General features: G+C 67.6%; 24 protein-coding genes. 12 read left to right on the top strand and 12 right to left on the bottom strand.

Annotated elements, in window-relative coordinates; genetic code table 11:
* Positions 1-7: 7 nt before the first annotated feature.
* Positions 8-412, bottom strand: coding sequence for a thioesterase family protein (locus tag MRS60_RS22645; protein ID WP_034180561.1), 405 nt, complete (start codon positions 410-412; stop codon positions 8-10).
* 36 nt (positions 413-448) lie between these two features.
* Positions 449-1,597, bottom strand: a complete 1,149-nt coding sequence (locus MRS60_RS22640) for an acyl-CoA dehydrogenase family protein (RefSeq protein WP_243566732.1) — start codon at positions 1,595-1,597, stop codon at positions 449-451.
* A 591-nt stretch (positions 1,598-2,188) separates the two neighbouring features.
* Here MRS60_RS22640 and MRS60_RS22635 point away from each other — a divergent pair.
* The 3 genes from MRS60_RS22635 to MRS60_RS22625 all read left to right on the top strand — a co-directional run bounded on the left by MRS60_RS22635 (position 2,189) and on the right by MRS60_RS22625 (position 5,551).
* A complete protein-coding gene (locus MRS60_RS22635; protein ID WP_243566731.1) occupies positions 2,189-3,478 on the top strand; it encodes an NAD(P)/FAD-dependent oxidoreductase in 1,290 nt (429 codons plus the stop codon).
* Between the two features lie 17 nt (positions 3,479-3,495).
* Complete coding sequence (locus MRS60_RS22630) at positions 3,496-4,053, top strand: helix-turn-helix domain-containing protein (RefSeq protein WP_034180557.1); 558 nt, start codon at positions 3,496-3,498, stop codon at positions 4,051-4,053.
* Between the two features lie 151 nt (positions 4,054-4,204).
* Positions 4,205-5,551, top strand: coding sequence for a glutamine synthetase family protein (locus MRS60_RS22625; RefSeq protein WP_243566730.1), 1,347 nt, complete (start codon positions 4,205-4,207; stop codon positions 5,549-5,551).
* Between the two features lie 25 nt (positions 5,552-5,576).
* On the opposite strand, the gene MRS60_RS22620 is transcribed toward MRS60_RS22625, so the two are convergent.
* From MRS60_RS22620 to MRS60_RS22600, 5 genes are all read right to left on the bottom strand, one after another.
* Complete coding sequence (locus MRS60_RS22620; protein WP_243566729.1) at positions 5,577-6,104, bottom strand: GNAT family N-acetyltransferase; 528 nt, start codon at positions 6,102-6,104, stop codon at positions 5,577-5,579.
* A gap of 85 nt (positions 6,105-6,189) precedes the next feature.
* Positions 6,190-6,579: a lysozyme inhibitor LprI family protein gene (locus tag MRS60_RS22615; protein WP_034180554.1), complete on the bottom strand. Its 390-nt coding sequence runs from the start codon at positions 6,577-6,579 to the stop codon at positions 6,190-6,192.
* Between the two features lie 50 nt (positions 6,580-6,629).
* Complete coding sequence (locus MRS60_RS22610; RefSeq protein ID WP_243566728.1) at positions 6,630-7,385, bottom strand: N-acetylmuramoyl-L-alanine amidase family protein; 756 nt, start codon at positions 7,383-7,385, stop codon at positions 6,630-6,632.
* Between the two features lie 124 nt (positions 7,386-7,509).
* Positions 7,510-9,129: an NAD(P)-binding protein gene (locus tag MRS60_RS22605; RefSeq protein WP_243566727.1), complete on the bottom strand. Its 1,620-nt coding sequence runs from the start codon at positions 9,127-9,129 to the stop codon at positions 7,510-7,512.
* Positions 9,129-10,643: a polyamine aminopropyltransferase gene (locus tag MRS60_RS22600; RefSeq protein ID WP_243566726.1), complete on the bottom strand. Its 1,515-nt coding sequence runs from the start codon at positions 10,641-10,643 to the stop codon at positions 9,129-9,131. Before MRS60_RS22600 ends, MRS60_RS22605 begins: the two co-directional genes overlap by 1 nt.
* A gap of 121 nt (positions 10,644-10,764) precedes the next feature.
* Here MRS60_RS22600 and MRS60_RS22595 point away from each other — a divergent pair, with 121 nt between their 5' ends.
* The 5 genes from MRS60_RS22595 to speD are packed head-to-tail and all read left to right on the top strand — an operon-like array spanning position 10,765 to position 14,277.
* Complete coding sequence (locus tag MRS60_RS22595) at positions 10,765-11,151, top strand: DUF350 domain-containing protein (protein ID WP_034180550.1); 387 nt, start codon at positions 10,765-10,767, stop codon at positions 11,149-11,151.
* A 26-nt stretch (positions 11,152-11,177) separates the two neighbouring features.
* Positions 11,178-12,230, top strand: a complete 1,053-nt coding sequence (locus MRS60_RS22590) for an SPFH domain-containing protein (protein WP_243566725.1) — start codon at positions 11,178-11,180, stop codon at positions 12,228-12,230.
* A 9-nt stretch (positions 12,231-12,239) separates the two neighbouring features.
* Positions 12,240-13,751 (top strand): DUF4178 domain-containing protein, encoded by a 1,512-nt coding sequence (locus tag MRS60_RS22585; protein WP_243566724.1) that lies wholly within the window; start codon positions 12,240-12,242, stop codon positions 13,749-13,751.
* Positions 13,748-13,897 carry a hypothetical protein gene (locus MRS60_RS22580; RefSeq protein ID WP_153489189.1) on the top strand — a complete coding sequence of 50 codons (150 nt, stop codon included), beginning with the start codon at positions 13,748-13,750 and terminating at the stop codon, positions 13,895-13,897. Before MRS60_RS22585 ends, MRS60_RS22580 begins: the two co-directional genes overlap by 4 nt.
* Positions 13,894-14,277 (top strand): adenosylmethionine decarboxylase, encoded by a 384-nt coding sequence (gene speD, locus MRS60_RS22575; RefSeq protein ID WP_034180547.1) that lies wholly within the window; start codon positions 13,894-13,896, stop codon positions 14,275-14,277. The genes MRS60_RS22580 and speD overlap by 4 nt, the downstream gene beginning before the upstream one ends.
* A gap of 127 nt (positions 14,278-14,404) precedes the next feature.
* On the opposite strand, the gene MRS60_RS22570 is transcribed toward speD, so the two are convergent.
* Both MRS60_RS22570 and MRS60_RS22565 read right to left on the bottom strand, forming a co-directional pair.
* Entirely contained in the window at positions 14,405-15,292 is an 888-nt protein-coding gene (locus MRS60_RS22570) for a DUF4261 domain-containing protein (protein ID WP_217587867.1), read from the bottom strand.
* A 198-nt stretch (positions 15,293-15,490) separates the two neighbouring features.
* Positions 15,491-15,943: a type II toxin-antitoxin system RatA family toxin gene (locus tag MRS60_RS22565; RefSeq protein WP_243566723.1), complete on the bottom strand. Its 453-nt coding sequence runs from the start codon at positions 15,941-15,943 to the stop codon at positions 15,491-15,493.
* 181 nt (positions 15,944-16,124) lie between these two features.
* On the opposite strand from MRS60_RS22565, the gene MRS60_RS22560 reads away from it, so the two are divergent.
* A complete protein-coding gene (locus tag MRS60_RS22560; RefSeq protein ID WP_175747335.1) occupies positions 16,125-17,165 on the top strand; it encodes a bifunctional nicotinamide-nucleotide adenylyltransferase/Nudix hydroxylase in 1,041 nt (346 codons plus the stop codon).
* A gap of 74 nt (positions 17,166-17,239) precedes the next feature.
* Entirely contained in the window at positions 17,240-18,673 is a 1,434-nt protein-coding gene (locus MRS60_RS22555; protein ID WP_243566722.1) for a nicotinate phosphoribosyltransferase, read from the top strand.
* A 61-nt stretch (positions 18,674-18,734) separates the two neighbouring features.
* Here the strand turns inward: MRS60_RS22555 and MRS60_RS22550 are convergent, their stop codons facing one another.
* Positions 18,735-19,601 (bottom strand): NAD(P)H-binding protein, encoded by an 867-nt coding sequence (locus tag MRS60_RS22550; protein WP_243566721.1) that lies wholly within the window; start codon positions 19,599-19,601, stop codon positions 18,735-18,737.
* Positions 19,602-19,796: 195 nt separating this feature from the next.
* Here MRS60_RS22550 and MRS60_RS22545 point away from each other — a divergent pair, with 195 nt between their 5' ends.
* Positions 19,797-20,705: a LysR family transcriptional regulator gene (locus MRS60_RS22545; RefSeq protein ID WP_243566720.1), complete on the top strand. Its 909-nt coding sequence runs from the start codon at positions 19,797-19,799 to the stop codon at positions 20,703-20,705.
* A 15-nt stretch (positions 20,706-20,720) separates the two neighbouring features.
* On the opposite strand, the gene MRS60_RS22540 is transcribed toward MRS60_RS22545, so the two are convergent.
* Positions 20,721-22,187, bottom strand: a complete 1,467-nt coding sequence (locus MRS60_RS22540) for a PLP-dependent aminotransferase family protein (protein ID WP_243566719.1) — start codon at positions 22,185-22,187, stop codon at positions 20,721-20,723.
* Between the two features lie 128 nt (positions 22,188-22,315).
* Between MRS60_RS22540 and MRS60_RS22535 the strand changes: the two genes are divergently transcribed.
* The gene (locus MRS60_RS22535) at positions 22,316-23,203 is read left to right on the top strand and encodes a DMT family transporter (RefSeq protein WP_243566718.1); all 888 of its coding nucleotides are present in this window, start codon (positions 22,316-22,318) and stop codon (positions 23,201-23,203) included.
* 47 nt (positions 23,204-23,250) lie between these two features.
* Here the strand turns inward: MRS60_RS22535 and MRS60_RS22530 are convergent, their stop codons facing one another.
* Positions 23,251-23,595, bottom strand: a complete 345-nt coding sequence (locus tag MRS60_RS22530) for a DUF3088 domain-containing protein (protein WP_243566717.1) — start codon at positions 23,593-23,595, stop codon at positions 23,251-23,253.
* Positions 23,596-23,662: the final 67 nt, after the last annotated feature.

Here is a 23,662-nt window from a genome sequence, read left to right as displayed (position 1 = left end):
CGGCTCGTCAGCGCGCGAGCGCCGCGCTGTCGCGCCGCTCGTCGAGGCGGCGGTGGAAGCCGTCGCGGCTGACGGCGCAGCGCGTATGCACGCCTTCGCCGACGACGCCCACCGCGTCGCGCACCTCGACCCGGTACGTCATCATGCGGCCGTCGACCTCGATCAGTTCGGCGTCGATCGTCACGTCCCATTCGGGCGGCGTCGGCGCGAGATGCTTGATCTCGAAGTTGTAGCCCACCGTCATCTGCCCGGCCGGCAGCAGATGGTCGGTCGCCTGCATGCAGGTCTGTTCGATGAAGATGATCATGATCGGGCTCGCGAGCGCGTGCGCTTCGCCTCCCCATTGATCGGCGAGCGAAATCGTGTCGACGCGGTGGGTGGCGCGGGCACGCAGGCCAGTCTGGATAGTCAAGGGCAGCTCCTGAAGGGGTGATGGAGGGGTGAGCGGTTACGCCGTGCGCGCCGTGGCGGCCGCGCGTCGTTGCATCTGGCTGAAGATGTTCCGGTAATGCATTTCCTCGGTGCCGCCGGCCGAGCCCATCGCGAGCGCGTCGGCGACGAAGGTGGCGAGCGGGCCGCGCCGGTAGCCGTCGCTGCCGTGAATCGCAAGCAGGTGCAGCGCGGCCTGCGCGAGATCGCGCGCGCCTGCGAGCTTCGCGATCGAGCAGTTCGCGAGCGCCTCGGGACGTTGCCCGACGAGTTGATCGAGCGCTGCGCGCGCCGTCCAGCGCGTGCGTTCGATGCCGACCTGGACGTCGACCAGCCGGCGCTGCACGTGCTGGTGGGTGTCCAGCGCGACACCGAGCGTCTTGCGGGCGCCGGCGCGCGCGAGCGCGTCGGCGAGGAACGGCTGGGTGACGTTCGCGCACAGCAGGCCGAACAGCGCGCGATTCATCGATGCGATGTCCATCAGCAGGCGCAGCCCATCGCCGGGCGCGCCGAGCAGTTCGTCGGCGTCGACGTGCACGCCGGACAGCGCGAGATCGCCGATCGGAAGATCCGCGACGCCGAGCGTCGCCTGCGGGGCGCTGCGCCGCACGCCCGCGCGTTCGGGATCGATCAGCACCAGCGCGGTGGCCGGCTTGCCGTCGCCGGTCAGGGTCGCGACGATCATCATCAGGCGCGCTTCGGGTGCGTGGCTGATGTTGTACTTGTGGCCGTCGAGCCGGTAGTGGTCGCCGTCGCGCACGAGGCTGGTTTCGAGCGCGCGCACTTCGGTGCCGGTGCCTTTCTCCGAGATCGCCGTGGCGCCGATCGCGCCGGACAGCAGCGGCGGCAGATGCCGCGCGCGCTGCGCGTCGGAACCGTACGCGACGATTGCGCGAATCAGCGTCGCCTGATTGGCGAGCGCCATCGCGAAGCCGACGGAGCGCTGCGCCGCGGCGACTGCTTCGAATGCATCGACGAAGTCGTGCCACGTGCGCCCCGAACCGCCGAGTTCGCGCGGTACGGGCAGGCGCCACAGTCCCGCGTCGGACAATGCATCCCATGCATCGCGATGGAACGCACCGGAAGGGGCGGACCGTGCATGGCGTTCGGCGATGTCCCGGTACGTGGCGGTCGTCGTGGGCTGTGCTTCGCTGGCAGTGAGAGTCATGTCGGTGAGCGAGACCTTGCATGGATCGTGTCGCCAATCTAATGAAAAGCCCCCGGACGAGAAACTGTCAGTTATTGCACTTCGAGGCGGTGCGCAGCGGCGGATGATTCGAGCGTAATCGGCGATGCGACGGGCGGCGGGGGCGCGATTGCCGAACGTGATCGTGACGCCCGTCGCGCACATCGGCGCGAGCGGTTGATGTCGGACGACAGCCGGACGATGGCGGTCACGCCGTGCCGTCGGCGGTGGCGTCATGGCGCTTCGATGACGGGAGATGATCGCGCGCCGGTCGGTGAAAGATCTGCCGCGCGTCGATCGTGATGGCGACGCGATGTCGGGTTGCCGACGCTTCGTCGTTCAGGTCGAGTCGATTGATTTCGCATTGCAGATCATTCGGATGACGTGCGATGCGCTCGCGTCGGATTCCCGGTGCTCGTCGGTGGAGCGTGCGACAAATGATTGGTCATACGATTCGGAAGGCCCGATTCCGTCGCTCCGACGATCGACGAAATCATGTTCCGCCTTGCTCTCGTGAAATTGTCGTGCTAGTTTTTCATGAAATTTCTAGGCGAAAATTTCACGGGAGTCCGCATGTTCGTGCAGTCCGACCGTCACGTCGCAAGCTACTACGCCGGCACCTACCCGGCGCCGATTCCGCGTCGTCCGGAACTGGACGAGCGTATCGACGCCGACGTGCTCGTCGTCGGCGCGGGCTTCAGCGGGCTGCATACGGCGTTGCGCCTTGCGCTCGCCGGCAAGCGCGTCGTCGTGCTCGAAGCGAGCCGTGTCGCGTGGGCCGCGTCGGGCCGCAACGGCGGGCAGGCGCTGCTCGGCTGGTCGTGCGACATGCAGCCGCTCGAGGATTCGCTCGGCCGCGACGGCGCGCGCCTGCTGTGGGACAGCATGCGCTGGGCGGCGGCCGAGGTGCGCGAACTGCCGGAGCGGCACGGTTTCGACATCGACTACCGGCCCGGCAGCCTGTGGGCCGCGGTGCGGCCGCGTCGCGTCGCGATGCTCGCGCAGGCCCGCGACGAAGCGGCCGAGCGCTGGGGCTACGACCGGCTGCGCGTGATCGGGCGTGACGAGATGCCCGAATGGATCGGCGGCACGCGTTATCTCGCCGCGCTCCACGATCCGGAGGCCGGCCACCTGAATCCGCTGAAATTCGCGCTCGGCCTCGCGCAGACGATCGAGCGCGCGGGCGGCCGCATCTTCGAGCAGAGCCGCGTGCTCGACTGCCGCGAGACGGCCGGCGGCCACATCGCCCGCACGGTGCGCGGCGAAGTGCGCGCGGACGTGCTCGTGCTTGCCTGTAATGCATACGTCGACCGGCTCGATCGCGATCTGGCGCGCCGGCTGCTGCCGGTCGGCACGTACCAGGTCGCGACCGCGCCGCTCGCGGCCGACGTCGCGCGTTCGCTGCTGCCGCAGAACAGTTGCGTGATCGACAACCAGTTCGTGCCCGACTACTTCCGGCTGAGCCCCGACAACCGGCTGCTGTTCGGCGGCGGCTGCACGTATCTCGGCGGCATCCCGGCCGATATCGCGGCGGCGACGCGTCCGCACCTCGAACGCGTGTTCCCGCAACTGGCCGGCGTGCCGCTCGATTACGCGTGGGGCGGCCACATCGACATCAGCATGCGCCGCACGCCGGACATCGGCCGCCACGGGCAGCGTTTCTGGCTGCAGGGCTTCTCGGGGCACGGCGTGCTGCCGACGCTCGCGGGTGCGCGCGCGGTCGCCGACGCCGTGCTCGGCGACGAGCGCCTGCTCGCGCAATACCAGCGCATTCGCAACCCGCGCTTCCCCGGCGGCGACCGGCTCGCCGCGCCGCTGGAGGCGCTCGGCAAGGCCTGGTACCGTTTGCGCGACACCGTCTGACCGTTTCGGAACTCATCATGAACGAACAGGAAGAGATAGAAAGTCTGGCGATCCTGATCCGCGACCTGCGCAAGCATCGCAAGGTCACGCTGAACGACCTCGCCGAGCGGATCGGCCGCTCGGTCGGCTTTCTGTCGCAGGTCGAGCGCGGGCTGTCGCGTCCGACGGTCGCGGATCTGACCGCGATCGGCGAGGCGCTCGGCGTGCCGACCACGTATTTCTACAGCCTGAGCAAGCCGCGCAGCGTGCCGTGGGTCACGCGGCCCGACGAGCGGCGTACCGTGTATTACGCGGCCGGCATTACCGACATCCTGGTGTCGCCGAACATGCGCTCGCGCTTTTCGGTTCTCGAAAGCCATCTCGCGCCGGGCGCGAGCAGCGGCGAGCGGCCCGTCGACGACAGTGACGAGCAGGGTGGCTTCGTGCTCGAAGGAGAACTGACGATCTGGATCGACGGCGACGACACGCCCGTCACGCTCGGCCCGAACGATGCGTTCCAGCTGCCCGCGCACAAGCGGTTCCGTTATGCCAACCTGACCGACGCGCCGACGCGCGTGATCTGGGTGTTCACCTGAGTCGTCGGCGGGGCGGGCGGTGTCGCAGGCCGCCGCGCCTCGCAGCATGTTTGCAGTACTGATTTAAAGCGGCATGCGTTGTCCCGTGTGTCGCATGAATCCGGTTCGCCGCGCCGCGGCACCGCCATACAAGACATGGAAAGGATGAGACATGGATGACGTCGTTCCCGCGCTGGTCGGTGAAGTCCGCGCATTCCGGCAGGCGCACCCCGAGATTCGTTATGTCGACCTGATCTGCCTCGACCTGCCCGGGCACTTCTATGGCAAGCGCTACCCGATCGATGCGCTCGAGAAGGTCGCGTCGGGCTCGCTGCTGAAGCTGCCGCAGAACTGCGTGCTGCTCGGCACGCAAGGCGGCCTCTACAAGATCGGCGACTACTGCTTCAACGACGGCGACCCCGACGCGCCGCGCCGCCTGATCCCCGGCACGCTGAAGCCCGTGCGCTGGGAGCGGCAGCCGCTCGCGCAGATGCTGATCAGCTCCGACGGCACCGATGCGCCGATCGAGTTCGAGCCGCGCGAGGTGCTCGCGCGCGTGCTGCGGCGCTTCGCGGCGCGCGGCATCCGGCCGGTCGTCGCGTTCGAGCTCGAGTTCTACCTGTTCGCCGCGCAGCTCGCGGAAGGGATGCCGCAGTACCCGCGCGATCGCCTGAGCGACGACCGCGACGATCAGCCGAACATGCATATCGAGCGCCTGTCGCGCTTCTCCGACGTGCTGCACGAGATGGTCGAGGCCGCGTGCGAACAGGGCGTCGATGCGACGGTGATCACCGCCGAGCTCGGGCCGGGCCAGTTCGAGATCAATTTCGGTCATACCGACGACGGGCTGCGCGCGGCCGACTGGTCGGCGCTGTTCTGCCGCAGCACGCGCGGCGTCGCGTTGCAGCACGGCTATCGCGCGAGCTTCATGGGCAAGCCCTACCTGCATGCGCCGGGCAGCGGGATGCACGTTCACGTGAGCCTGTACGACGACGCGGGGCGCAACCTGCTCGCGGCGGACGGGGAGCGGCCGCTGCGGCATGCGGTGGCCGGATGCCTCGCGCTGTTGCCGCATTGCATGCCCGTGTTCGCGCCGAATCACAACGCGTTCCGGCGCTACGGATCGATGGTGAACGCGGCGAGCCGCGCAAGCTGGGGTTTCGAGGATCGCGATGCGTGCATCCGGATTCCCGAGTCGGATGCGCGCAACCTGCGGATCGAACACCGGCTCGCGAGCGCGGACGCGAATCCGTATCTGGTGCTCGCGGCGATCCTCGCCGGGATGGAGCACGGGCTCGATGCACGGATCGAACCGATCGCGCCGCTCAACGAGGATCGCGGCAGCGGGATCGATTTTCCGAAGGAGATGCTGTCGGCCGTCGCGGCGATGCAGGATCATCCGGCCGTGCGCGAACGGCTCGGCAGCGAGTTCGTGATGGTGTACTGCGAGAACAAGCGGCAGGAGGAACTGGATTTTCGTAATGAAATCGGCGCGCGGGAGTATCGGTGGTTTTTGTGATTGCCGCGCGCGTCGAAGAAGCAAACTACGGCAGTGCGCGCCAATAGCGCACTTCCTCGATCGGCATACCGTCGATCTCGAACGTGTTGATGTCGTCTTCGGCGACAAAGCCCTCGCGTTCATAGAACGCTCTTGCACGACGGTTTTCGACGAGTACCCAGAGCGACACCCATGCATGGCCCGCGTCATGCAGCGATCGGCATGCATGCTCGACCAGCGCCGCGCCGATGCCTTGCCCGCAATGCGACGGGTGCAGATAGATCGCTTCGATTTCTCCCCACGCGCGATCCTTGTCGGTGTCGCGCGTCGGACCATAGGCGATCCAGCCTGCCGCGTCATTGCCCGTGAATGCGAGCGCGACGCGCGGGCGGCCGGCGTCGAGCGCACAGCGCCAGAAGGCCGTGCGTTTTTCGACCGACAAGCCGGCGAGGAACGGGGCCGGCATGATATCCGTGTAGGTTGCCTGCCACGACGCGACGTGGATGTCGGCAATGGTTGCGGCATCGGCGGACGTGGCAGCGCGGATGTCGATCGTTGTCGTATTCGGTGTCATGCGTGTTCCGCCTGATCGAACGATTCTCGATGCGCAGCGCATGCCGTGCCGCGAACCGCTTCGCGACACGGCACTTGCGAAGCGCTTACTCGCCGAGCTTCGACGCCACGCACCCCGTGCTCGTGCATTCACGCTCGCGCTCGCGCAGGAACGACAGTCGCGACTGCGTCATGTCGTTCGCGCACTGGATATCCACGAGGTAGCTGTTGTTGCGCGTCTCGCTGCACTGGGCATCGCGTTGCTTGAGCCACGCGAGCTGGCCGGCCTTCAGCGTGGCCTGCTGGTCGCCGCTCAGTTGCTTGCGCAGACGGCCGTACTCGTCATTCAGATCGCGATCGGACTGCGAGAACTGCGTGCTGGTGCAGTACACCTGGTCGAACGCGCTGCGCGGCTTCCCGCAGCCGGCCGCGTGCGCGGCGAACGGAACGGCGAGCGCGAGCAGCGCGCAGGATGCGAACAGATTCTTCTTTTTCATTGTGATGCTCCTGACTGGGTGAAAACCGTTGAGCCCGATGGGCGATATCGTCACTTCGGCGCCGTGCATGCGTCGATCCCGCCCGCGATCGCGGCGGACAGGCGCTGGATCGTCCCGCGTTGCGCGAGCCGCGCTTCCTCGTCGGGATTGACGATCACGCCGGCCTCGACGAGCACGGCCGGAATCGGCGCGGTGCGCAGCACGACGAGATCGTCGAAGCGGTGGATGCCGAGTTGCGGGTCGATCAGCGGGCGATTCTCGCCGCGGATCGACTGAGCGTGATACAGCGACGGCCGTTCGCCTGCCGCGACCAGTCGTTCGCCGATCGCTTTGGCGCAGCGCAGGCTTTCCGCGTAGTGCGGATTGCGCTCCGACACGAACACCGAGAAGCCGCGGAATTCGCGCTGCCGGCCGGCGTCGATGAATTGCTGCTGCATCGAGTCGTGATGGATCGACACGAACAGGTTCGCGTCGGGCGCCTGCGTCGAACGCTGGTCGAGCGCGATCTCGCGGCCGTCGGCCGACGTGCGCCGCACGCGGTCGCCGTGCGCGGCGAGCTTTTCCGCAACTGCGGCGGACAGATCGAGGTTGTACAGGTATTCGACTCGGCCGCTCGCGCCGGTGGAACCCGGGTGAGCCGGCGTATGGCCGGTGTCGACGACGATGTAGCGCGAGGATGCGGGTTCGGTGCCTGCGGTGTCGGCCGCATGCAGCGCCGGCGGCGCGCCGAGCAGCGGGGCGCACGCGAGCACGCGCACGGCGGCGCGCACGAACGGGCGAAGGCGTCGGATGGTTCGGTTCGTCATTGTTGTTGTCGAGGAGGGCATGCGGCGCGTCGCACGGCGCGGCACCGTCGGCCTGCTCAATGCAGTCGGAATGTCGCGCGATTATAGCGGGTGATGGCGGCGCCGCAATGACGAATGGCGACCGTCAGGCAAGCACGCGCCGGGCCGCGAGCACGCCCCAGTACGATGCTTCCTCGAACAGCGATAGCCCGGACAGGTCAGCGTGCGCGAACACGACGAGGCCGTCGGCGTCGCGCAGCGCGAGCAGCCCCGGCCGGCTCAGGAAGCCGACGTCGGGTGTCGCCATCGCGTGGCCGCGCACGGTGATCTCGAGCGCCGTCGCGTGTTTCCACAGCTCGCGCCCGTAGACAGCCTGCAGGTCGATCGCCGCCTGTTCGCGCAACGCGTCGGGCTTCGCCTGCGCGAGCCAGCGGCGCGTATCGTCCGGCGCTTGCGTGCTCAACGCCTGATATGCGGAGAACACCGAGCGCGTCGGCGGCGACATCCGGATCAATTGGTGCGTCGACACGACATAACCGAGCCCCGTGCCGTCGTAGACGACGTTGTCCCACGCGAGCGGCACGCCGGCTTCCTCGGCAGGCATGCCGTCGAGCAGGAAGTTGGACACGAGCCACGGCGCGCGCGGCGGCAGGTCGCGCGCGGGTTCGAAACCGTACGCGGAAAGCTGCGGAAACACGCGCGCGGCGACGAACAGCGGCATCGCGCATACGACGCGCCGCGCCTTCAGCGTGAACGTCGACAGCGCGCCGTCGTCGCCGATGCGCGCGCACAGCACGTCGACGCCGCCCGCGCGTTCGGTCGCGCGCACCGCGAAGCCGTCCCGCGACCACGCATTCGAGCCGGTGCGTGCGGTGATCGAATCGGCCAGCTTCGTCACCATCGTGTGCAGCCCGTCGGGCCAGGTCAGCACCGCGCCGTCGCTCGCGTCGCCTGCGTGGCCGCCGCGCGACGAGAAGTAGTGCAGCCCCGCCCATGCGGACACGGCCTCGTATCCTGCACCGTAGTCGTCGCGGCAGCAGTAGTTCAGGTACCAGTGCAGCGCCTTCGCGGTGTAGCCCTCGTCGAGCAGCCACTGGCGGAACGAGCGCCGATCGAGCGCGCGCCAGCGCGGGTCGCGCGACGATTCCGCGATCGGGATGCAGAACACCTTGCGGCCGTCGGCACCGCGCGCGGTGCGCAGCCCGTCCGTGTACGCGAAGAAGCGCGCCTGCTGCGCGAGTTCGTCGGTGCCGAGGCCGGCCGTCGGCACGATGCCGTCCTGCCACTGCCCGGCGATGAAAAGCCGTTCGTCGGGCGCGTGCACGAGCGCACGCTCGTCGTACATGGGGCGCGCGGACAGCGGTGCGGATTCGATCACGCCGAGATCGGCGAGCATGTCGCGCAGATGCGCAGATTCGAGCGACGGCAGCGGCAGGTAGTGCGCGCCTTTCGGATAACCGAGATCGCCGAAGCGGCCGCCGGCCGCATTGCCGCCGAATTCGGGGCCCGCGAGCACCGCGAAGCGCTTGTGGCCCGCGCGTGCGAGCTGCCATGCGCACGACAGCCCGGCCGCGCCGGCGCCGAGGATCGCGACGTCGGTTTCGATCGTGCCGGACGGCGGCGGCAGCGCAGCATGGTCGCGCAGCGCATGGCCTTCGCGCATGCCGGGATAGCCGACGCGCGGCGTCGTCTCGATCCAGCCGGTGCGGCCGCATGCGGCGAGCGACGCGGCCGCCGACGCGACCAGGAACGTGCGGCGGTCCATCAGCGCAGCACGTGCTTCCAGTCGTCGTCGAAGCGGCGCACGAGCGGCTGGTCGTTGAGTTCGTTCGGCGACATCGGCAGCGCCGCCATGTCGGCCGGGAAGTGGAACATCTCGGCGGCCGTCTGCGCGTCGAGCCAGCGCGTCGGCACCGAGTAGTGCGCCGGCACCGTGAAATCGCGGCGCTTGCCGGCGATCACGAAACCCCAGTCGCCGAACGACGGCACGTAGCAGTGGTACGGCCACGTGTTGAGCCCGGCTTCGTGCAGCGTCGCGATGATGGTCCAGTACGCGTGCGGCGCGAAATACGGCGACGTCGACTGGATCACCGCGTAGCCGTTTTCCGACAGGTGGCGCGCGAGCAGCCGGAACACCGGCACCGAATACAGGCGGCCGAGCCCGAAGTTGGTCGGATCGGGAAAGTCGACGACGATCGCGTCGTACACGTCGGCGTTCGATTCGAGCCAGCGCACTGCGTCGTCGTTGATCACCTGCACGCGCGGATCCTTCAGCGCGCCCTGGTTCAGCTTGACGAGCGGCGCGGACGTCGAGAACAGCTTCGTCATCGCGGGATCGAGATCGACGAGCGTGATCTGTTCGAGGTTGCGGTGCTTGAGCAGTTCGCGCACCGCGAGGCCGTCGCCGCCGCCGAGCACGAGCACGCGCTTCGCCCACGGCAGCGCGTCGATCGTTGGGTGGATCAGCGCTTCGTGATAACGATGCTCGTCGCGCGACGAGAACTGCAGGTTGCCGTTCAGGTACAGCCGCATGTCGTCGTGCCATTGCGTGAGCACGATGCGCTGGTAGGGCGTCGTTTCCGAATAGATCGTCTCGTCGCCGTACACGCCGTGTTCGGCCCAGTGCGTGATGCGGTCAGACAGCGCGAAGCCGGCGACGAGCAGCCCGATCACGAGCGCCGCGCGCATCAGCTTGCCGCGCACGTTGCGGATCTCGTCGCGGAACAGGTGCGTCGTCCACAGCGCGACGAATGCGTTCAGGATCCCGAACAGGAAGCTCGTGCGCAGCAGGCCGAGACGCGGCGCGAGCACGAGCGGGAAGATCAGCGACACGGCGAGCGAGCCGAGATAGTCGAAGGTCAGCACTTCGCTGACGGTATGGCGGAACGCCTGGCGCCGCTGCTGGAATGCGCGCATCACGAGCGGGATCTCCATCCCGATCAGCAGGCCGAGCGCGAGCACCAGCGCATAGAGCGCCGCGCGGAACGGCGCGGCGAGCCACGCGAACACCGCGAACAGCAGCGCGGCCGACACGCCGCCGAGCAGGCCGACGAGCAGCTCGATGTCGACGAAGCGGTCGAGCACGTCGTCGTCCTCGACGAACTTCGCGAGCCACGAGCCGATCCCCATCGCGAACAGGTAGCAGCCGATCACCGACGAGAACTGCAGGATCGAATCGCCGAGCAGGTAGCTCGACAGCGCGCTGCTGATCAGTTCGTAGCCGAGCCCGCACGACGCGAGCACCAGGATCGACAGGACGAGCGCACGCTTATGCAGCATGGTGCGTCCGTTGTGCAGCGGTCGGCAATGTGGATATACTGGCGCGGATTTTCGTGGGTCGGCCATTGACGGGCCGGCCGGCGACGGGGCGGCGAACCGAGCACAAAATCCGAGGGAAAGAATGAATAGTGCCTATCTTTATGCGGTTCATTTACTGTCGGCGTTCGTGCTGCTTCTCGTGTTCGCGGCAGTGTACCTGAAGGTCACCCCGTTCGACGAACTGGCGCTGATCCGCGACGGCAACGCCGCCGCGACGCTGTCGTTCGGCGGCGCGCTGATCGGTTTCTGCCTGACGCTCGCGTCCAGCATCGCGCACAACTCGACGCTCGGCGCAGTCGTGATCTGGGCCGTCGGCGCGATGATCGTGCAACTGATCACCTATGCGGCGCTGACGCGCCTGATACCCGGCATGAATCATGCGATCGAGGATCGCAACGTCGCGATGGGCGGCCTGATGGGCACCGCGTCGCTCGTCGTCGGCATCATCAATGCCGCCTGCCTGACCTGACGCGCCACGCGTCCGAGGAGACCGACATGAGTCTGGGTTCATTCATCCGCAAGCAGTTCATCGACGTCCTGCAATGGACGGAAGACACCGACGGCGTGCTGGCCTGGCGCTATCCGATGGAAGACCAGGAAATCCAGTACGGCGGCAAGCTGACCGTGCGCGAAACGCAGGTCGCGATCTTCGTGAACGAAGGCAAGATCGCCGACGTGTTCCAGCCGGGGCTGTACACGCTGGAAACGAACACGCTGCCGGTGCTCACGTACCTGAAGAACTGGGACAAATTCTTTCAGTCGCCTTTCAAGTCGGACGTCTATTTCTTCAGCACGCGGCTGCAGCTCGGCCGGCGCTGGGGCACCGCGCAGCCGGTGACGATTCGCGACCGCGAATTCGGCTTCGTGCAGGTGCGCGCATTCGGCATCTACTCGTACCGGATCGTCGACGCGGCCGCGTTCCACCGCGAGGTCAGCGGCACGCGCGCGCAGTACACGGTCGACGATCTCGAGCAGCAATTGCGCAACCTGGTCGTGACCGCGATGAGCACGACGTTCGGCTCGGCCGACGTGCCGTTCGTCGACATGGCCGCGAACCAGTCGCTGCTGTCGCAGCGCATCGCCGAGGCGCTGGTGCCGGTGTTTACGCGCTACGGCCTGGCGCTCGATGCATTCGCGGTCGAGAGCGTGTCGCTGCCGGCCGAGCTGCAGAAGGCGCTCGACCTGCGGATCGGCGCGGGGATGGCCGGCGATCTCGCGCGCGCCACGCAATACCAGACCGCGCAGGCGATTCCGCTGGCCGCGCAGAATCCGGGCGGCATCGCCGGTATCGGCGCGGGGCTCGCCGCGGGCGCGGCGATCGGGCAGGCGATGGCCGGCCAGATCGCGGGCGCCACGCAACCGGCGCCGGCCGCACCGCCTGCTCCCGTCGCAGCGCCGGTGGCTGCCGCTCAGCCGGCCGCGCCGGCCGACGGCACCGATTACGTGCAGCGGCTCGAACAGTTGAAGGCGCTGTTCGACAAGGGCCTCGTGACCGAAGACGAATATTCGCGCGCGAAGGCCGAGATCCTCGCGAAGCTCACGCGGTAAGCGTCGCGCATGTTCAGTACTTCGTGCCCCCAGTGCGGCGCGCCGGTCGAGTTTCGCTCGGCGGCGGCGGTGATGGCCGTCTGCGCGTTCTGCCGCAGCACGCTGCTCAAGCGCGGCACCGACGTCGAGCGCATCGGCGAGCTTGCCACGGTGCTCGACGATGCGTCGCCGATCCAGATCGGCACGGCCGGCCGCTACGGCAAGCGCACGTTCACGGTGCTCGGGCGCATCCAGATGACCTACGACGCCGGCGCGTGGAGCGAATGGTATGTCGTGTTCGACGACGGCGCATTCGGCTGGTTGTCGGATGCATCGGGCCAGTACGCGGTCACGGTGCGCGAGCCCGACGATGCGTCCGGCGGCGCGTGGCCCGCATTCGGCACGCTCGAACCGGGCATGCGGATCGACCACGGCGGCCGCGCGTATCTCGTGTCCGACGTGCGCACCGCGCGCTGCACGGGCGGCGACGGCGAGCTGCCGTTCCGCGTCGATGCCGGCTGGGAGGCGCGCGTCGTCGATCTGCGGACTGGCAACGCGTTCGCGACCTACGATTATTCGGATGCCGATTCGAACGGCGGGAGCCCGGCCGTCTATTCGGGCGAGGCGCTGGAATTCGATGCGCTCGCGTTCACGGGGCTGCGCGATACGGAAGCCGATACGCGCGAGAAGCGCGGCGCGGAGATGGTGCCGTTCGCGTGCCCGAGCTGCGGCGCACCGCTGTCGTATGCGCCGAACGTGGCCGATTACGTGGTGTGCGGCAGTTGTCACGCGGGCGTGCAGTGCACGGCCGAGCAGCAGACCGTGTTCGCGGCGCAGCGCAAGCTCGAATCGGTGAAGGGCGCACTGGAGCTCGGCGCGATCGGCACGTTCGACGGCGTGAAGTACACGGTGATCGGCATGATGCGCTGCCGCGTGCCGGGCGACGACGAGACGTGGGACGAATACCTGCTGCTGAACCCGAAGCGCGGTTTCCTGTGGCTCGTGCAGAGCGAAGGGCGCTGGGAGCGCGTGCAGGTGCTCGATCATTGGCCGACGATCGGCAGCGAGTCCGACGTGACCGACGGCGGCAAGACCTACCGCCTGCGCGAGGAATATGAATCGGAGGTCGTCTACGTGGTCGGTGCGTTCAACTGGCGCGTGCAGGTAGGCGATCGCACGTCGATCATCGACTACGGCTGGCAGAAGGACAAGCTGACGCGCGAGCGCAGCGCTGCGGAGATCGTGTGGTCGCGTGCGCGGCCGCTGTCGGGCAGCGCGCTCGCCGAACGCTTCGGCACGCCGGCGCTCGCGACGGCCGCGGCCGCAACGGGCGCCGCCGCGTCGACGGGCCTGTTCGGCGGCAAAGGCCCGCACAGTTTCGCGCCGCTGCCGTGGGTGTTCAGCGCGCTGCTCGTGATCTTCAACATGGGCTCGCTGTTCTCGTTCAGCAGCCGCTCCGTCTACGTGCTGGTCGGCCTGATGGTGCTGTGGCTGCCTGAATGGCTGTGGAAGGGCTTTGCATCGGACGGGGGCAACTCGTGATCCGGTACATCCTCTACGGCGTCTATGGCCTGATCGTCGTCACGCTGTTCAGTTGCGCGTCGATCGGCGGCAGCGGTTCGGGCGGTGGCGGCTGGGGCAGTTCGTCGGCGCGCAGCGGCTACTCGTCGTACGGGTCGCACAAATGACCGCACGCGACGGGATTGCACCGCCGAGCGCGACGCTCGGCTCGCATGTGCTGGCCGACCTGGCCGGTATCGATGCGGCGCTGCTGCGCGACGCCGCACGGCTCGAAGCGATCCTCACCGAAGCGGCGCAACAGGCAGGCGCGCGCGTGATCGGCGCGCACTTCCATCATTTCGGCGGCGAGCATGGCGTGACGGGCGTCGTGCTGCTCGCCGAATCGCACATCACGATCCATACGTGGCCCGAGCATCGCTTCGCGGCCGTCGATGCGTTCATGTGCGGCGCGGCGCGTGCGGCCGATGCGGTCGATGCGATCGCCGCCGCGCTCGGCGCGCAGGCGCAGGCCCGGCAGCAGGTGGCGCGCGGCGCTGCATCGACCTGAGCGGGCATTTAACGAGGACGTGTCCTCATCGGGTTGGAGCAGTGGCTGCTACGCAGCCGTCACGTAGTGCCGCGGCGCGCGCGGTTCGAGAAGCTTCGAGCCCGCGCGCCGCACGATCGCGTCGCAATCAGCGATTGATCTGGTCCGCCGAGATCAGTTCGGCCACCAGCACCTGCGCTGGCCCCTGCAGGTAATACTCGTGTTCGAGCGGTTCCCGCAGCTTCATGAACGTTTCCGAACCGACCTGCATCGTTTCGCCCGCATGCATGCGCGCACCGCTTTCCAGCAGGTAGTGCATCACGTTGTTGAAGATGCCCGAATAGCGTTCGCCTTCGTGATGGCCTTCCGTGAGCGCCGCAAAATCGGGCAGGCCGAACACGTCGGCGCCATAGGTGCGCATCCACACGCCTTCGACGCCTTCGACCTCGTATTTCACGAAGCCGCAGAAGAACAGGTTCAACGGGATCCCGCGCAGCACTTCGAGGCTTTCTGCGCCGAGTTCCTTCGCATCGAAGACACCGGCCGGCAGCGACGTGTGTGCGTGTTCGTTCAGCACCGCGAGGCCGTTCTGTTCGGCCAGCGCGCCGGCGACGGCCGCCAGCGCGACATACTGGTCGAGCGGATCGGGTTCATGTCCGGCGTAGTAGAGGATCACGTGGCTGCGGCTCGCGCGCACCTGCTGCTTCAGGTCCTGCCCGTAGTGGGCGGGCGCGACGCATGCTTCCAGCGCGTCGGACGGATAGGGCGCATCGAAGCCGACCAGCCGGACGACGTGGTTGCCCCAGCCGGCGAGCCCGAATACCTGCTCCAGCGTGGGCTCGGTTTCGACACGCGCGTGCTTCATGCTCGGATGGTACGCACGCAGCGCGGCCGTCAGCGAAGCGATATCGACTTGCAGCGGCCCGTCGAAGACGACCGTCACGCTCAGCGGATGCTCGACGTCGGACGCAGCGACCAGTGCGGCGGGGTTTTCGGGTTCTTCCTTGCGGCCAAAGAATCGGGATATCAGGCTCATTGGATTGTGTTTGTATCGATGCCGTTTCAGGGAGGAGTGCCCTGTTCTCTCGGTCAGGGCTCGCCGTCAGGGTGACGGCCGCCCGTAGTTTCCCCGGGTTCGGCGAATCTGGCAAATACCCGATGAAGCGGCCATGGCGGGTTCGAACGTATCCGGAGGGAGACGGCGCAGACACGCCGGACCGCACGGCAGTGCGTATCAGCGCGGCAGCGCTTCCGCTTCGGCCCAGCGCTTGAACGAATCGAGACGCCGGCGCGTCTGCACGAGATAGAACGCGCCGATCAGCGGTTCGAGCAGCCAGCGCAGCCAGGACGGCTGAGCGCGGAAGTTGTACGTGAACTTCACTTCGGTCGAACCCGGTGTGTGTTCGGTGAAGTTCCAGCTGCCGCTGAAGCGTTCGAGCACCTTCGGCCCGTCGACCATTTCGACGGCAGCGACCTGCGGCGGGCGGTACGAGATGTAGCGCGACACCATCGTCGCGCCCGACTGGCTGCGGCAGAACGCGTCGACGCCGACGTCGGCCGTCGTTTCGTCGAGCAGATAGGCGTCGGTGAGGAAGCTGTCCCACACGAGCCGCCGCGCGTAATCCTGCGACCACGTGAAGAGGCGTCTGCGATCGACGCCGACGGTCCGGCTGACTGAGATCCTCATGATGGCGGGCGCAATGGTGCGGATTGGGATGAAATCGAGTGTACCCCGCCAATACCGCGCATTTCGTCAGACTTGGTCAAGTCGAGCGTGTGCTCGATTGACGCACTCCGGGATTTCACCTAGGATTCATTCCAACCCTTCGGGAAAGACCCGAAGCGTTTCAATCTCTTGAGGGAGCCTCATGAGTACGCAACAGAACCGGCGCTTCGACGCGCTCGTTTTCATTGGTCGTTTCCAGCCTCCGCATCGTGGTCACCTGAACGTGCTGAAGTCGGCACTGAGCCGGGCCGAGCGCGTGTGCGTGCTGATCGGGTCGACCGACAAGCCCCGCACCATCAAGGATCCGTTCTCGTTCGACGAGCGCCGCCAGATGCTGGCTTCGCTGTTCGACGCGTCCGAGCGCGACCGCGTGACGATCGCGCCGTTGCAGGATTCGACGTACAACGACGGCGACTGGGTGCGCTGGGTGCAGGACGCCGTCGCGTCCGCGCTCGGCGACGTCGCGCAGCGCAAGGTCGGGCTGATCGGCCATGAGAAGGACGCCACGTCGTATTACCTGCGGATGTTCCCGCAATGGGAGCTCGTCGACGTCGATGCGACCGAAGACATTTCCGCCACCGAGATCCGCGACCAGTATTTCGCAGAACGCACCAACAGCTTCGTGCAGTGGGCCGTGCCGGAACCCGTGTTCGGCTGGCTCGAGCGTTTTCGCACGCAGCCGGAATTCGCGCAACTGAAGTCGGAAGCCGAATTCATCGCCGCGTATCGCAAGGCATGGGCGGCCGCGCCGTATCCCGTCACGTTCGTGACGGTCGACGCGGTGGTCGTGCACTCGGGTCATATCCTGCTCGTGCGCCGCCGCAGCGAACCGGGCCGCGGCCTGTGGGCACTGCCGGGCGGGTTCGTGAACCAGGACGAGCGGCTCGATGCGGCGTGCATTCGCGAGCTGCGCGAGGAAACCGGCCTGAAGCTGCCGGAGCCCGTGCTGCGCGGCTCGATCAAGGATCGCCAGGTGTTCGATCACCCGACCCGCTCGCTGCGCGGCCGCACGATCACGCACGCGTGCCTGTTCAATTTCCCGACCGGCGAGCTGCCGCGCGTGAAGGGCAGCGACGACGCCGACAAGGCGCGCTGGGTGCCGCTCAACGAATTCGCGCAGATGCGCAACGTGATGTTCGAGGATCACTTCGACATCGCGTATCACTTCCTGGGGAAGCTGTGATCCGCTGATTCCCCGCATTCCGGTCCGCCGCGACAGACGCGGCGGCACTTCAACGGCCTAGAGGAGCTCTAGCCATGCAAAACGATCCCGGCGGCTTTGCCGCGGTTCTCGCCAATCCGATCCTCAACACGGATTCGTACAAGGCTTCCCACTTCCTGCAATATCCGCCCGACGCGTCGGCGATGTTCTCGTACGTCGAATCGCGCGGCGGCCGCTACGACCGCACGCTGTTCTTCGGCCTGCAGATGCTGCTGAAGGAATATCTGTGCAAGCCGGTCACGCACGCGATGATCGACGATGCGCGCGATTTCTTCACGGTGCACGGCGTGCCGTTCAACGAAGCAGGGTGGCGCTACATCGTCGAACGCTACGACGGCTATCTGCCCGTGAAGATCCGCGCGGTGCCGGAGGGTTCGGTCGTGCCGGTGCACAACGTGCTGATGACCGTCGAATGCGACGATCCGCAGGTGTTCTGGCTCGCGTCGTATCTCGAGACGATGCTGTTGCGCGTCTGGTATCCGGTGACGGTCGCGACGCGAAGCTGGCACCTGCGGCAGACGATCCGCCGTTTCCTCGAAAGGACCGACGACGATCTCGCGCAACTGCCGTTCAAGCTGCACGACTTCGGCGCGCGCGGCGTGTCGAGCGCAGAGTCGGCCGCGATCGGCGGTGCAGCGCACCTCGTGAACTTCATGGGCTCGGATACGGTGCTCGGCGTGCTGGCCGCGAACCGCTTCTATCGCGAGCCGATGGCGGCGTACTCGGTGCCGGCGGCCGAGCACAGCACGATCACGTCGTGGGGGAGGGAAGGCGAGGCCGATGCGTACCGGAACATGATCCGCCGCTTCGGGCTGCCTGGCGCGATCGTGTCGGTCGTGTCGGACTCCTACGATCTGTTCGCCGCGCTCGATCTGTGGGGCGGCGAACTGCGGCAGGCCGTGATCGATTCTGGCGCGACGCTCGTCGTGCGTCCCGATTCGGGCGACCCCGTGAAGATCGTGATGCAGACCGTGCGCGCGCTCGACGCGTCGTTCGGCTCGACCTTGAACGGCAAGGGGCGGCGCGTGCTGAACCGCGTGCGCGTGATCCAGGGCGATGGTGTCGACGAGTTGTCGATCGACGCGATTCTTTCCGCACTCGACGACGCGGGTTATGCGGCCGGCAATGTCGTGTTCGGCATGGGCGGCGCATTGCTGCAGCAGGTGAACCGCGATACGCAGCGCTTCGCGATGAAGTGCTCGGCGATCCGGCGCGATGGCGTGTGGCACGACGTCCGCAAGGATCCGGTCACCGATCAGGGTAAGCGCTCGAAGAAGGGGCGGCTCACGCTGCTGCGCAATCGCCGCACCGGAGAGTATCGGACGACGACACTGCCCGTTGCGTGGGACGATCGGGCGCTGGAAGGCGAATGGGACGAGGCGCTCGAAACGGTGTTCGATACGGGGCGGTTGCTGGTCGATACGACGTTTGCCGAGGTGCGGGCGAGGGCGCACGCGGGGGAGGTTTGAGGTAGGCCACAGACAGGCACGAACGGGGCGGCGGTGCGCGATGCGGCCGCCCCGTTCGTGCTCAGGCGGCGCGGGTGACGAGCGTGCGAAGCACGGCGTCCACCTCGATTTCCCCTTTCAATACATCCGCGCGTGCCGACGCGAAATCGATCCAGCCTTCGTTGAAGCCGTCGAGCATGCACATGCGCGGTTCCGGGTAACGCATCCGCTGCGCATCGAACAGGGCTGCCCATGTGTCGCGCGGTACGGCTTCGGCGTGGACGGCGTGCCCGAGCACGCGAGCGAACGCGGCCGCAAGGTCGTTCGGGCTGACACGACGAGGCCCTTCGAGCTCGACAATGCGTGCGCCGATCCATTCTTCCTGGAGCAGCGCGGCGGCTACGCGGCCGACGTCTTCGGTGGCGACCATCGGCACCGGTCTGTCGAGCGGCTGGAGAAAGCTGCGGATGACACCGGCGTCGCGTGCCGTCGCGAAGTCCCATGCGGCGTTTTCGAGGAACCACGCGGGGCGCAGAAACGCGACGGGCATCGGCAGGTCGCCGAACGCCTGCTCGATCATCGTCAATTGCGTCAGCAGGTTCGTCCGCGTCGCCTGGGCGCCGATCGTCGAAAGGCAGACGACCTTGCGCGGCCGCGCGGCTCGCAACGCTGCGCCGACTGCGTCGATCACCGCGCGTGTTTCGGGAAATCCCGGGGAGGGATCGAAGCACGGCGGCAGCAGGACGAACACGCCGGCCGAGTTCGAGAAAGCCGTCGTCAGTGCGGCGGTGTCGGTCATGTCAGCGAGTGCAACGTCGCAGTTGCGTGCGGCCCAGGGCGCGGCGCGATCCGCAGTGCGCGCGACGGCCCGCACGCGCTGGCCAGATGCGAGCAGCGTCCGGGCGAGTGCGCCGCCGACCTGTCCGGTGATGCCGGTAATGGCGTACATGGTTCGAAATCCTCATCGAAAATTGAACGGGCGAGCGCCGGAGCGGCCGGGCGGCAGATCTGCCTGTCGTATTCAGCATGCCGCCGGTTGGGGGTTGCCGTCGCGATGCATCGGGTTGCATGATAGGGAACGGCGATTCCTGATGGAATCGAATCCATGTCATTTGATTGGTGATTTTTTGTCATGAGCGAAATCATGAGCATCGACGGGCGGATTCTGGCGAACGTGGGCGTGCTGGCCGCGATCGTCGAGGGCGGCAGCTTCGCGCGCGCGGCCGATGCACTCGGCATGTCGCCGTCCGGTGTCAGCCGGGCCGTGGGCCGGCTGGAGGCGCGTGTCGGCGTGCGGCTGCTCGATCGCACGACGCGGTCGGTGACGCTGACTGACGAAGGGCGGCGCCTGTACGAAGACATCGGCCCGCTACTCGCCGGCATCGGCGACGCGGTCACGCTCGCCGCCGGCTCGGTCGCCGCCGTACGTGGCAGGTTGCGCGTGAATGTCGACGCCTATTTTTCGCGACGGGTACTGGCACCGCATCTCCCCGCGTTTCTTGCGCGCTATCCCGATCTGTCGTTGGAACTCTCTGCACGCGAGCAACTCGGCGATCTGGTCGCCGAAGGATTCGATATCGCGGTGCGGTTTGGCGAACCGCCGTCATCGTCGCTGGTGGCGCGCAAACTTCTGGACACGCGTGCGGTGACGGTCGCCGCGCCCGCGTACGTGAAACGGCACGGGCGCCCTGAGACGCCGGTCGATCTTGTCGGCCATGCATGTATCCAGATGCGCAACACGCTGACCGGCGAGCCGCTCGAATGGGTCTATCAGCTTGGCCGCAAGCGCGTGCCGGTGAAGACGGCCGGCAGGCTGCTCGTCAACGACGCCGGCACGATGCTCGGCGCATGCCTGGCCGGTGCAGGCATCGCACGCTTCAAGGCGAGCGGGGTAGCGGGGCTGATCGAGCAGGGGCGGCTCGTCGAGCTGCTCGCGGATTGGCGCGGTGAGGCGTTCCCGCTGTTTGCGTACTATCCGTCGCGTCACCTGCCACCCGCCAAGGTACGGGCGTTCATCGATTTCGTGGCCGAGATCGTGGCGATCGGTAGTTAGCGCGATCGCCCGCGATCACGGCTCACCGGTGAGCGCGTGCCTTCCGGCATCCGTCTGCATGCTTGTCCGCGCCGCCTCCATCGCGCGCGCAAGCGCATCGAACACCGCCGGCCCCTTGCAGCGCGACACGTTGAAGCGCAGGTACGACGTCGCGCTGCGCGACACGCTGAACACGTTGCCCGGCGCCAGCACGACGTCGCGGTCAAGCGCGTGGCGCGCGACGCGCGCGGCGTCGAGCCCGTCGGGCAGTTGCGCCCACACGAACAGGCCGCCGCGCGGCTCCGTCCAGATTCCGAGCCCCGCGCGCGAGAGGCGCCGGATCGTCTCGCCCATCGCGTCAGCAAGACGCGCGCGCAGGCTGTCGAGGTGACGCCGGTACGTGCCGTCGATCAGCAGCCGGTGCACGACGTTCGCGCCGATCTGCGCGTTGCCGAACGACGTCGCGAGCTTCAGGTCGACGAGCGCCTCGATCCATTCCGGGCGTGCGGCGACGTAGCCGCAGCGGATCGCGGCCGACAGCGTCTTCGAGAAGCTGCCGATCGACACGACGCGCGACAGCCCGTCGAATGCCGCGAGGCGCGGCGCGGGCGCGCTCTCGAAATCCGCGAAGATGTCGTCCTCGACGATCAGCAAGTCGTGCTCGGCCGCGAGCGTCAGCAGCCGGTGCGCGACGGGCGGCGCGAGCGTCGCGCCGGTCGGGTTGTGCAGCGCCGCGTTGGTGATGTACAGGCGCGGCCGGTGCTCGGCGAGCACCTGTTCGAAGCGCACGAGATCGGGCCCGTTCGGCGTGTACGGGACGCTGACGATCCGCGCGCGATGCGCGCGCAGCAGCGCCTGGAAGTTGAAGTAGCACGGATCGTCGAGCACGACCGTGTCGCCCGGCTCCAGCAGCAGGCGACATACGAGGTCGAGCGCGTGCGTGCCGCCGTCGGTCAGCATGATCTGCGCGGGTTCCGCGTGGACGCCGTGCTGCGCGAGCCGCCACGCGAGCTGCTGACGCAGCGCGGGCAGGCCGAGCGGCGTCGCGTAGTCGGTCAGCGCATCGGATTCGTCGCGCGACACGGCGCGCAGCGCGCGGCGCAGGCTCTCGTCGGGCAGCCACGACGACGGCAGCCAGCCGCAGCCGGGTTTCACCGTCGTCGGCGCCGCCTCCAGCGACTGGCGCGACAGCCACAGCGGATCGAGTTCGCGGTCGAGGCGCGGGCCGAGATCGGCGAGCGCGAGCGGCGGCGCGTGGCCCGACACGTAGAAGCCCGAGCCGCGCCGCGCGACGAGCACGCCTTCGCTCGCGAGCCGCTCGTATGCATCGACGACCGTCGATTTCGACACGCCGAGCGCGTCGGCCATCATCCGGATCGACGGCACGCGCGCGCCGGGCATCAGCGCGCGGCTCGCGATCCGCGCGCGCAACGTATCCATCACGGTTTCGACGCGCGTGCGCGACGGCGCGGGCGGAACGGGAATCGGGGCGGAATGGCTCATGGCGAAGAGGTGAACTGTACGGCCGGTTGTCCAGTACAGTTTGTCCGGATTGTATTGGGGTGTAGCTTACGCGTTTTTCGCGGGCGGCGGATCATCGTTCATCCACCTTTCCCCGTTCAGGATTTCCCGTGCAAAAGACAACCGACGGATGGCTCAGCGGCCTGCTGGGCGTGATCATCTTCAGTGGCTCGCTGCCTGCGACGCGTGTCGCGGTGCAGGGGCTCGACCCGCTGTTCCTCACGTTCGCGCGCGCGACGATCGCCGGCGCGCTCGGCCTGCTGCTGCTCGTCGTGCTGAAGCAGAAGCGGCCGTCGCGGGCCGAGGCCGTGTCGCTGGCGATCGTCGCACTCGGGGTCGTGGTCGGTTTCCCGTTGCTGACGGCGCTTGCGCTGAAGCACGTGACGTCCGCGCATGCGATCGTGTTCGTCGGGCTGCTGCCGCTCGCGACCGCGCTGTTCGGCGTGTGGCGCGGCGGCGAACGGCCGCGGCTGCCGTTCTGGATCTTCTCGATCGTCGGCAGCGGCGCGGTGGCCGCGTTTGCGCTGCGCAACGGCGGCCAGGCGTCGGTGGTCGGCGATGCGCTGATGCTGGCCGCGATCGTCGCGTGCGGGCTCGGCTACGCGGAAGGCGCGCGCCTGTCGCGCGATCTCGGCGGCTGGCAGGTGATCTCGTGGGCGCTCGTGCTGTCGCTGCCGCTGATGCTGCCGCTCACGTGGCTTACGTGGCCCGCGTCGTTCGACGGTGTCGATGCCGCCGCGTTGTGGGGGCTCGCGTATGTGTCGCTGTTCAGCATGCTGATCGGCTTCGTGTTCTGGTATCGCGGGCTCGCGCTCGGCGGGATCGCGGGCGTCGGCCAGTTGCAACTGCTGCAGCCGTTCTTCGGTTTCCTGCTGGCCGCCGGGCTGCTGCGCGAGACGGTGCCGCCGGCGATGGTCGTCGTGACGGTCGTCGTGGTCGGCTGCGTGGCCGGCGCGAAGTACTTCTCGAAAATGGCGCCGGTGCAGCGCGCGGGGTGACGCGCATTCCATTCCGTGCCGTCGAGCGGCGGCACGGAACGGCGTGCTTACGCGACGTGCGCTACGCCATACTGCGAAGACAGATACCGCCGGATATCGGCCGGCGAATCGATGAAGCGCCGGCCGTTGTGCTCGCGAATCGCGAGTGCGCCGTCCTCCGGCGCTTGCCCGTCGCCGAGCACGAGCACGGGGGCCGACTGGTTGTCCGCGCCGATCAGCGCGACGATCGGCTGGCGCGGCCGCGGCGCGTCGATGTATTCGACGTCGACGGCGTCGCGAAGCTGCGGGTAGAAGCTCAGCAACCCTTCGACGGAAACGGAATCGCCGCAGTAGAACGGACCTTCGGAGTCCTTGAAAAAACCGGGGCGAAGAATGAACAGCGTGTCTTTCATGATTGTCTCGCTATGAGAGAGGGACGAACGTTGAAGAAAACGTGATGCGGGGCGGCGTGTACTACGT

The sequence above is a fragment of the Burkholderia pyrrocinia genome (assembly GCF_022809715.1).
GTDB lineage: Bacteria > Pseudomonadota > Gammaproteobacteria > Burkholderiales > Burkholderiaceae > Burkholderia > Burkholderia pyrrocinia_C.
Note: the sequence above shows the minus strand (reverse complement) of the source record. Positions and strands in the feature narration are given on the sequence as shown.

Coding starts and splice junctions, on each gene's coding strand:
- MRS60_RS22640 (WP_243566732.1), bottom strand. CDS start 1,597: ATGACTCTCACTGCCAGCGAAGCACAGCCCACGACGACCGCCACGTAC.
- MRS60_RS22635 (WP_243566731.1), top strand. CDS start 2,189: ATGTTCGTGCAGTCCGACCGTCACGTCGCAAGCTACTACGCCGGCACC.
- MRS60_RS22630 (WP_034180557.1), top strand. CDS start 3,496: ATGAACGAACAGGAAGAGATAGAAAGTCTGGCGATCCTGATCCGCGAC.
- MRS60_RS22625 (WP_243566730.1), top strand. CDS start 4,205: ATGGATGACGTCGTTCCCGCGCTGGTCGGTGAAGTCCGCGCATTCCGG.
- MRS60_RS22620 (WP_243566729.1), bottom strand. CDS start 6,104: ATGACACCGAATACGACAACGATCGACATCCGCGCTGCCACGTCCGCC.
- MRS60_RS22615 (WP_034180554.1), bottom strand. CDS start 6,579: ATGAAAAAGAAGAATCTGTTCGCATCCTGCGCGCTGCTCGCGCTCGCC.
- MRS60_RS22610 (WP_243566728.1), bottom strand. CDS start 7,385: ATGACGAACCGAACCATCCGACGCCTTCGCCCGTTCGTGCGCGCCGCC.
- MRS60_RS22605 (WP_243566727.1), bottom strand. CDS start 9,129: ATGGACCGCCGCACGTTCCTGGTCGCGTCGGCGGCCGCGTCGCTCGCC.
- MRS60_RS22600 (WP_243566726.1), bottom strand. CDS start 10,643: ATGCTGCATAAGCGTGCGCTCGTCCTGTCGATCCTGGTGCTCGCGTCG.
- MRS60_RS22595 (WP_034180550.1), top strand. CDS start 10,765: ATGAATAGTGCCTATCTTTATGCGGTTCATTTACTGTCGGCGTTCGTG.
- MRS60_RS22590 (WP_243566725.1), top strand. CDS start 11,178: ATGAGTCTGGGTTCATTCATCCGCAAGCAGTTCATCGACGTCCTGCAA.
- MRS60_RS22585 (WP_243566724.1), top strand. CDS start 12,240: ATGTTCAGTACTTCGTGCCCCCAGTGCGGCGCGCCGGTCGAGTTTCGC.
- speD (WP_034180547.1), top strand. CDS start 13,894: ATGACCGCACGCGACGGGATTGCACCGCCGAGCGCGACGCTCGGCTCG.
- MRS60_RS22570 (WP_217587867.1), bottom strand. CDS start 15,292: ATGAGCCTGATATCCCGATTCTTTGGCCGCAAGGAAGAACCCGAAAAC.
- MRS60_RS22565 (WP_243566723.1), bottom strand. CDS start 15,943: ATGAGGATCTCAGTCAGCCGGACCGTCGGCGTCGATCGCAGACGCCTC.
- MRS60_RS22560 (WP_175747335.1), top strand. CDS start 16,125: ATGAGTACGCAACAGAACCGGCGCTTCGACGCGCTCGTTTTCATTGGT.
- MRS60_RS22555 (WP_243566722.1), top strand. CDS start 17,240: ATGCAAAACGATCCCGGCGGCTTTGCCGCGGTTCTCGCCAATCCGATC.
- MRS60_RS22550 (WP_243566721.1), bottom strand. CDS start 19,601: ATGTACGCCATTACCGGCATCACCGGACAGGTCGGCGGCGCACTCGCC.
- MRS60_RS22545 (WP_243566720.1), top strand. CDS start 19,797: ATGAGCATCGACGGGCGGATTCTGGCGAACGTGGGCGTGCTGGCCGCG.
- MRS60_RS22540 (WP_243566719.1), bottom strand. CDS start 22,187: ATGAGCCATTCCGCCCCGATTCCCGTTCCGCCCGCGCCGTCGCGCACG.
- MRS60_RS22530 (WP_243566717.1), bottom strand. CDS start 23,595: ATGAAAGACACGCTGTTCATTCTTCGCCCCGGTTTTTTCAAGGACTCC.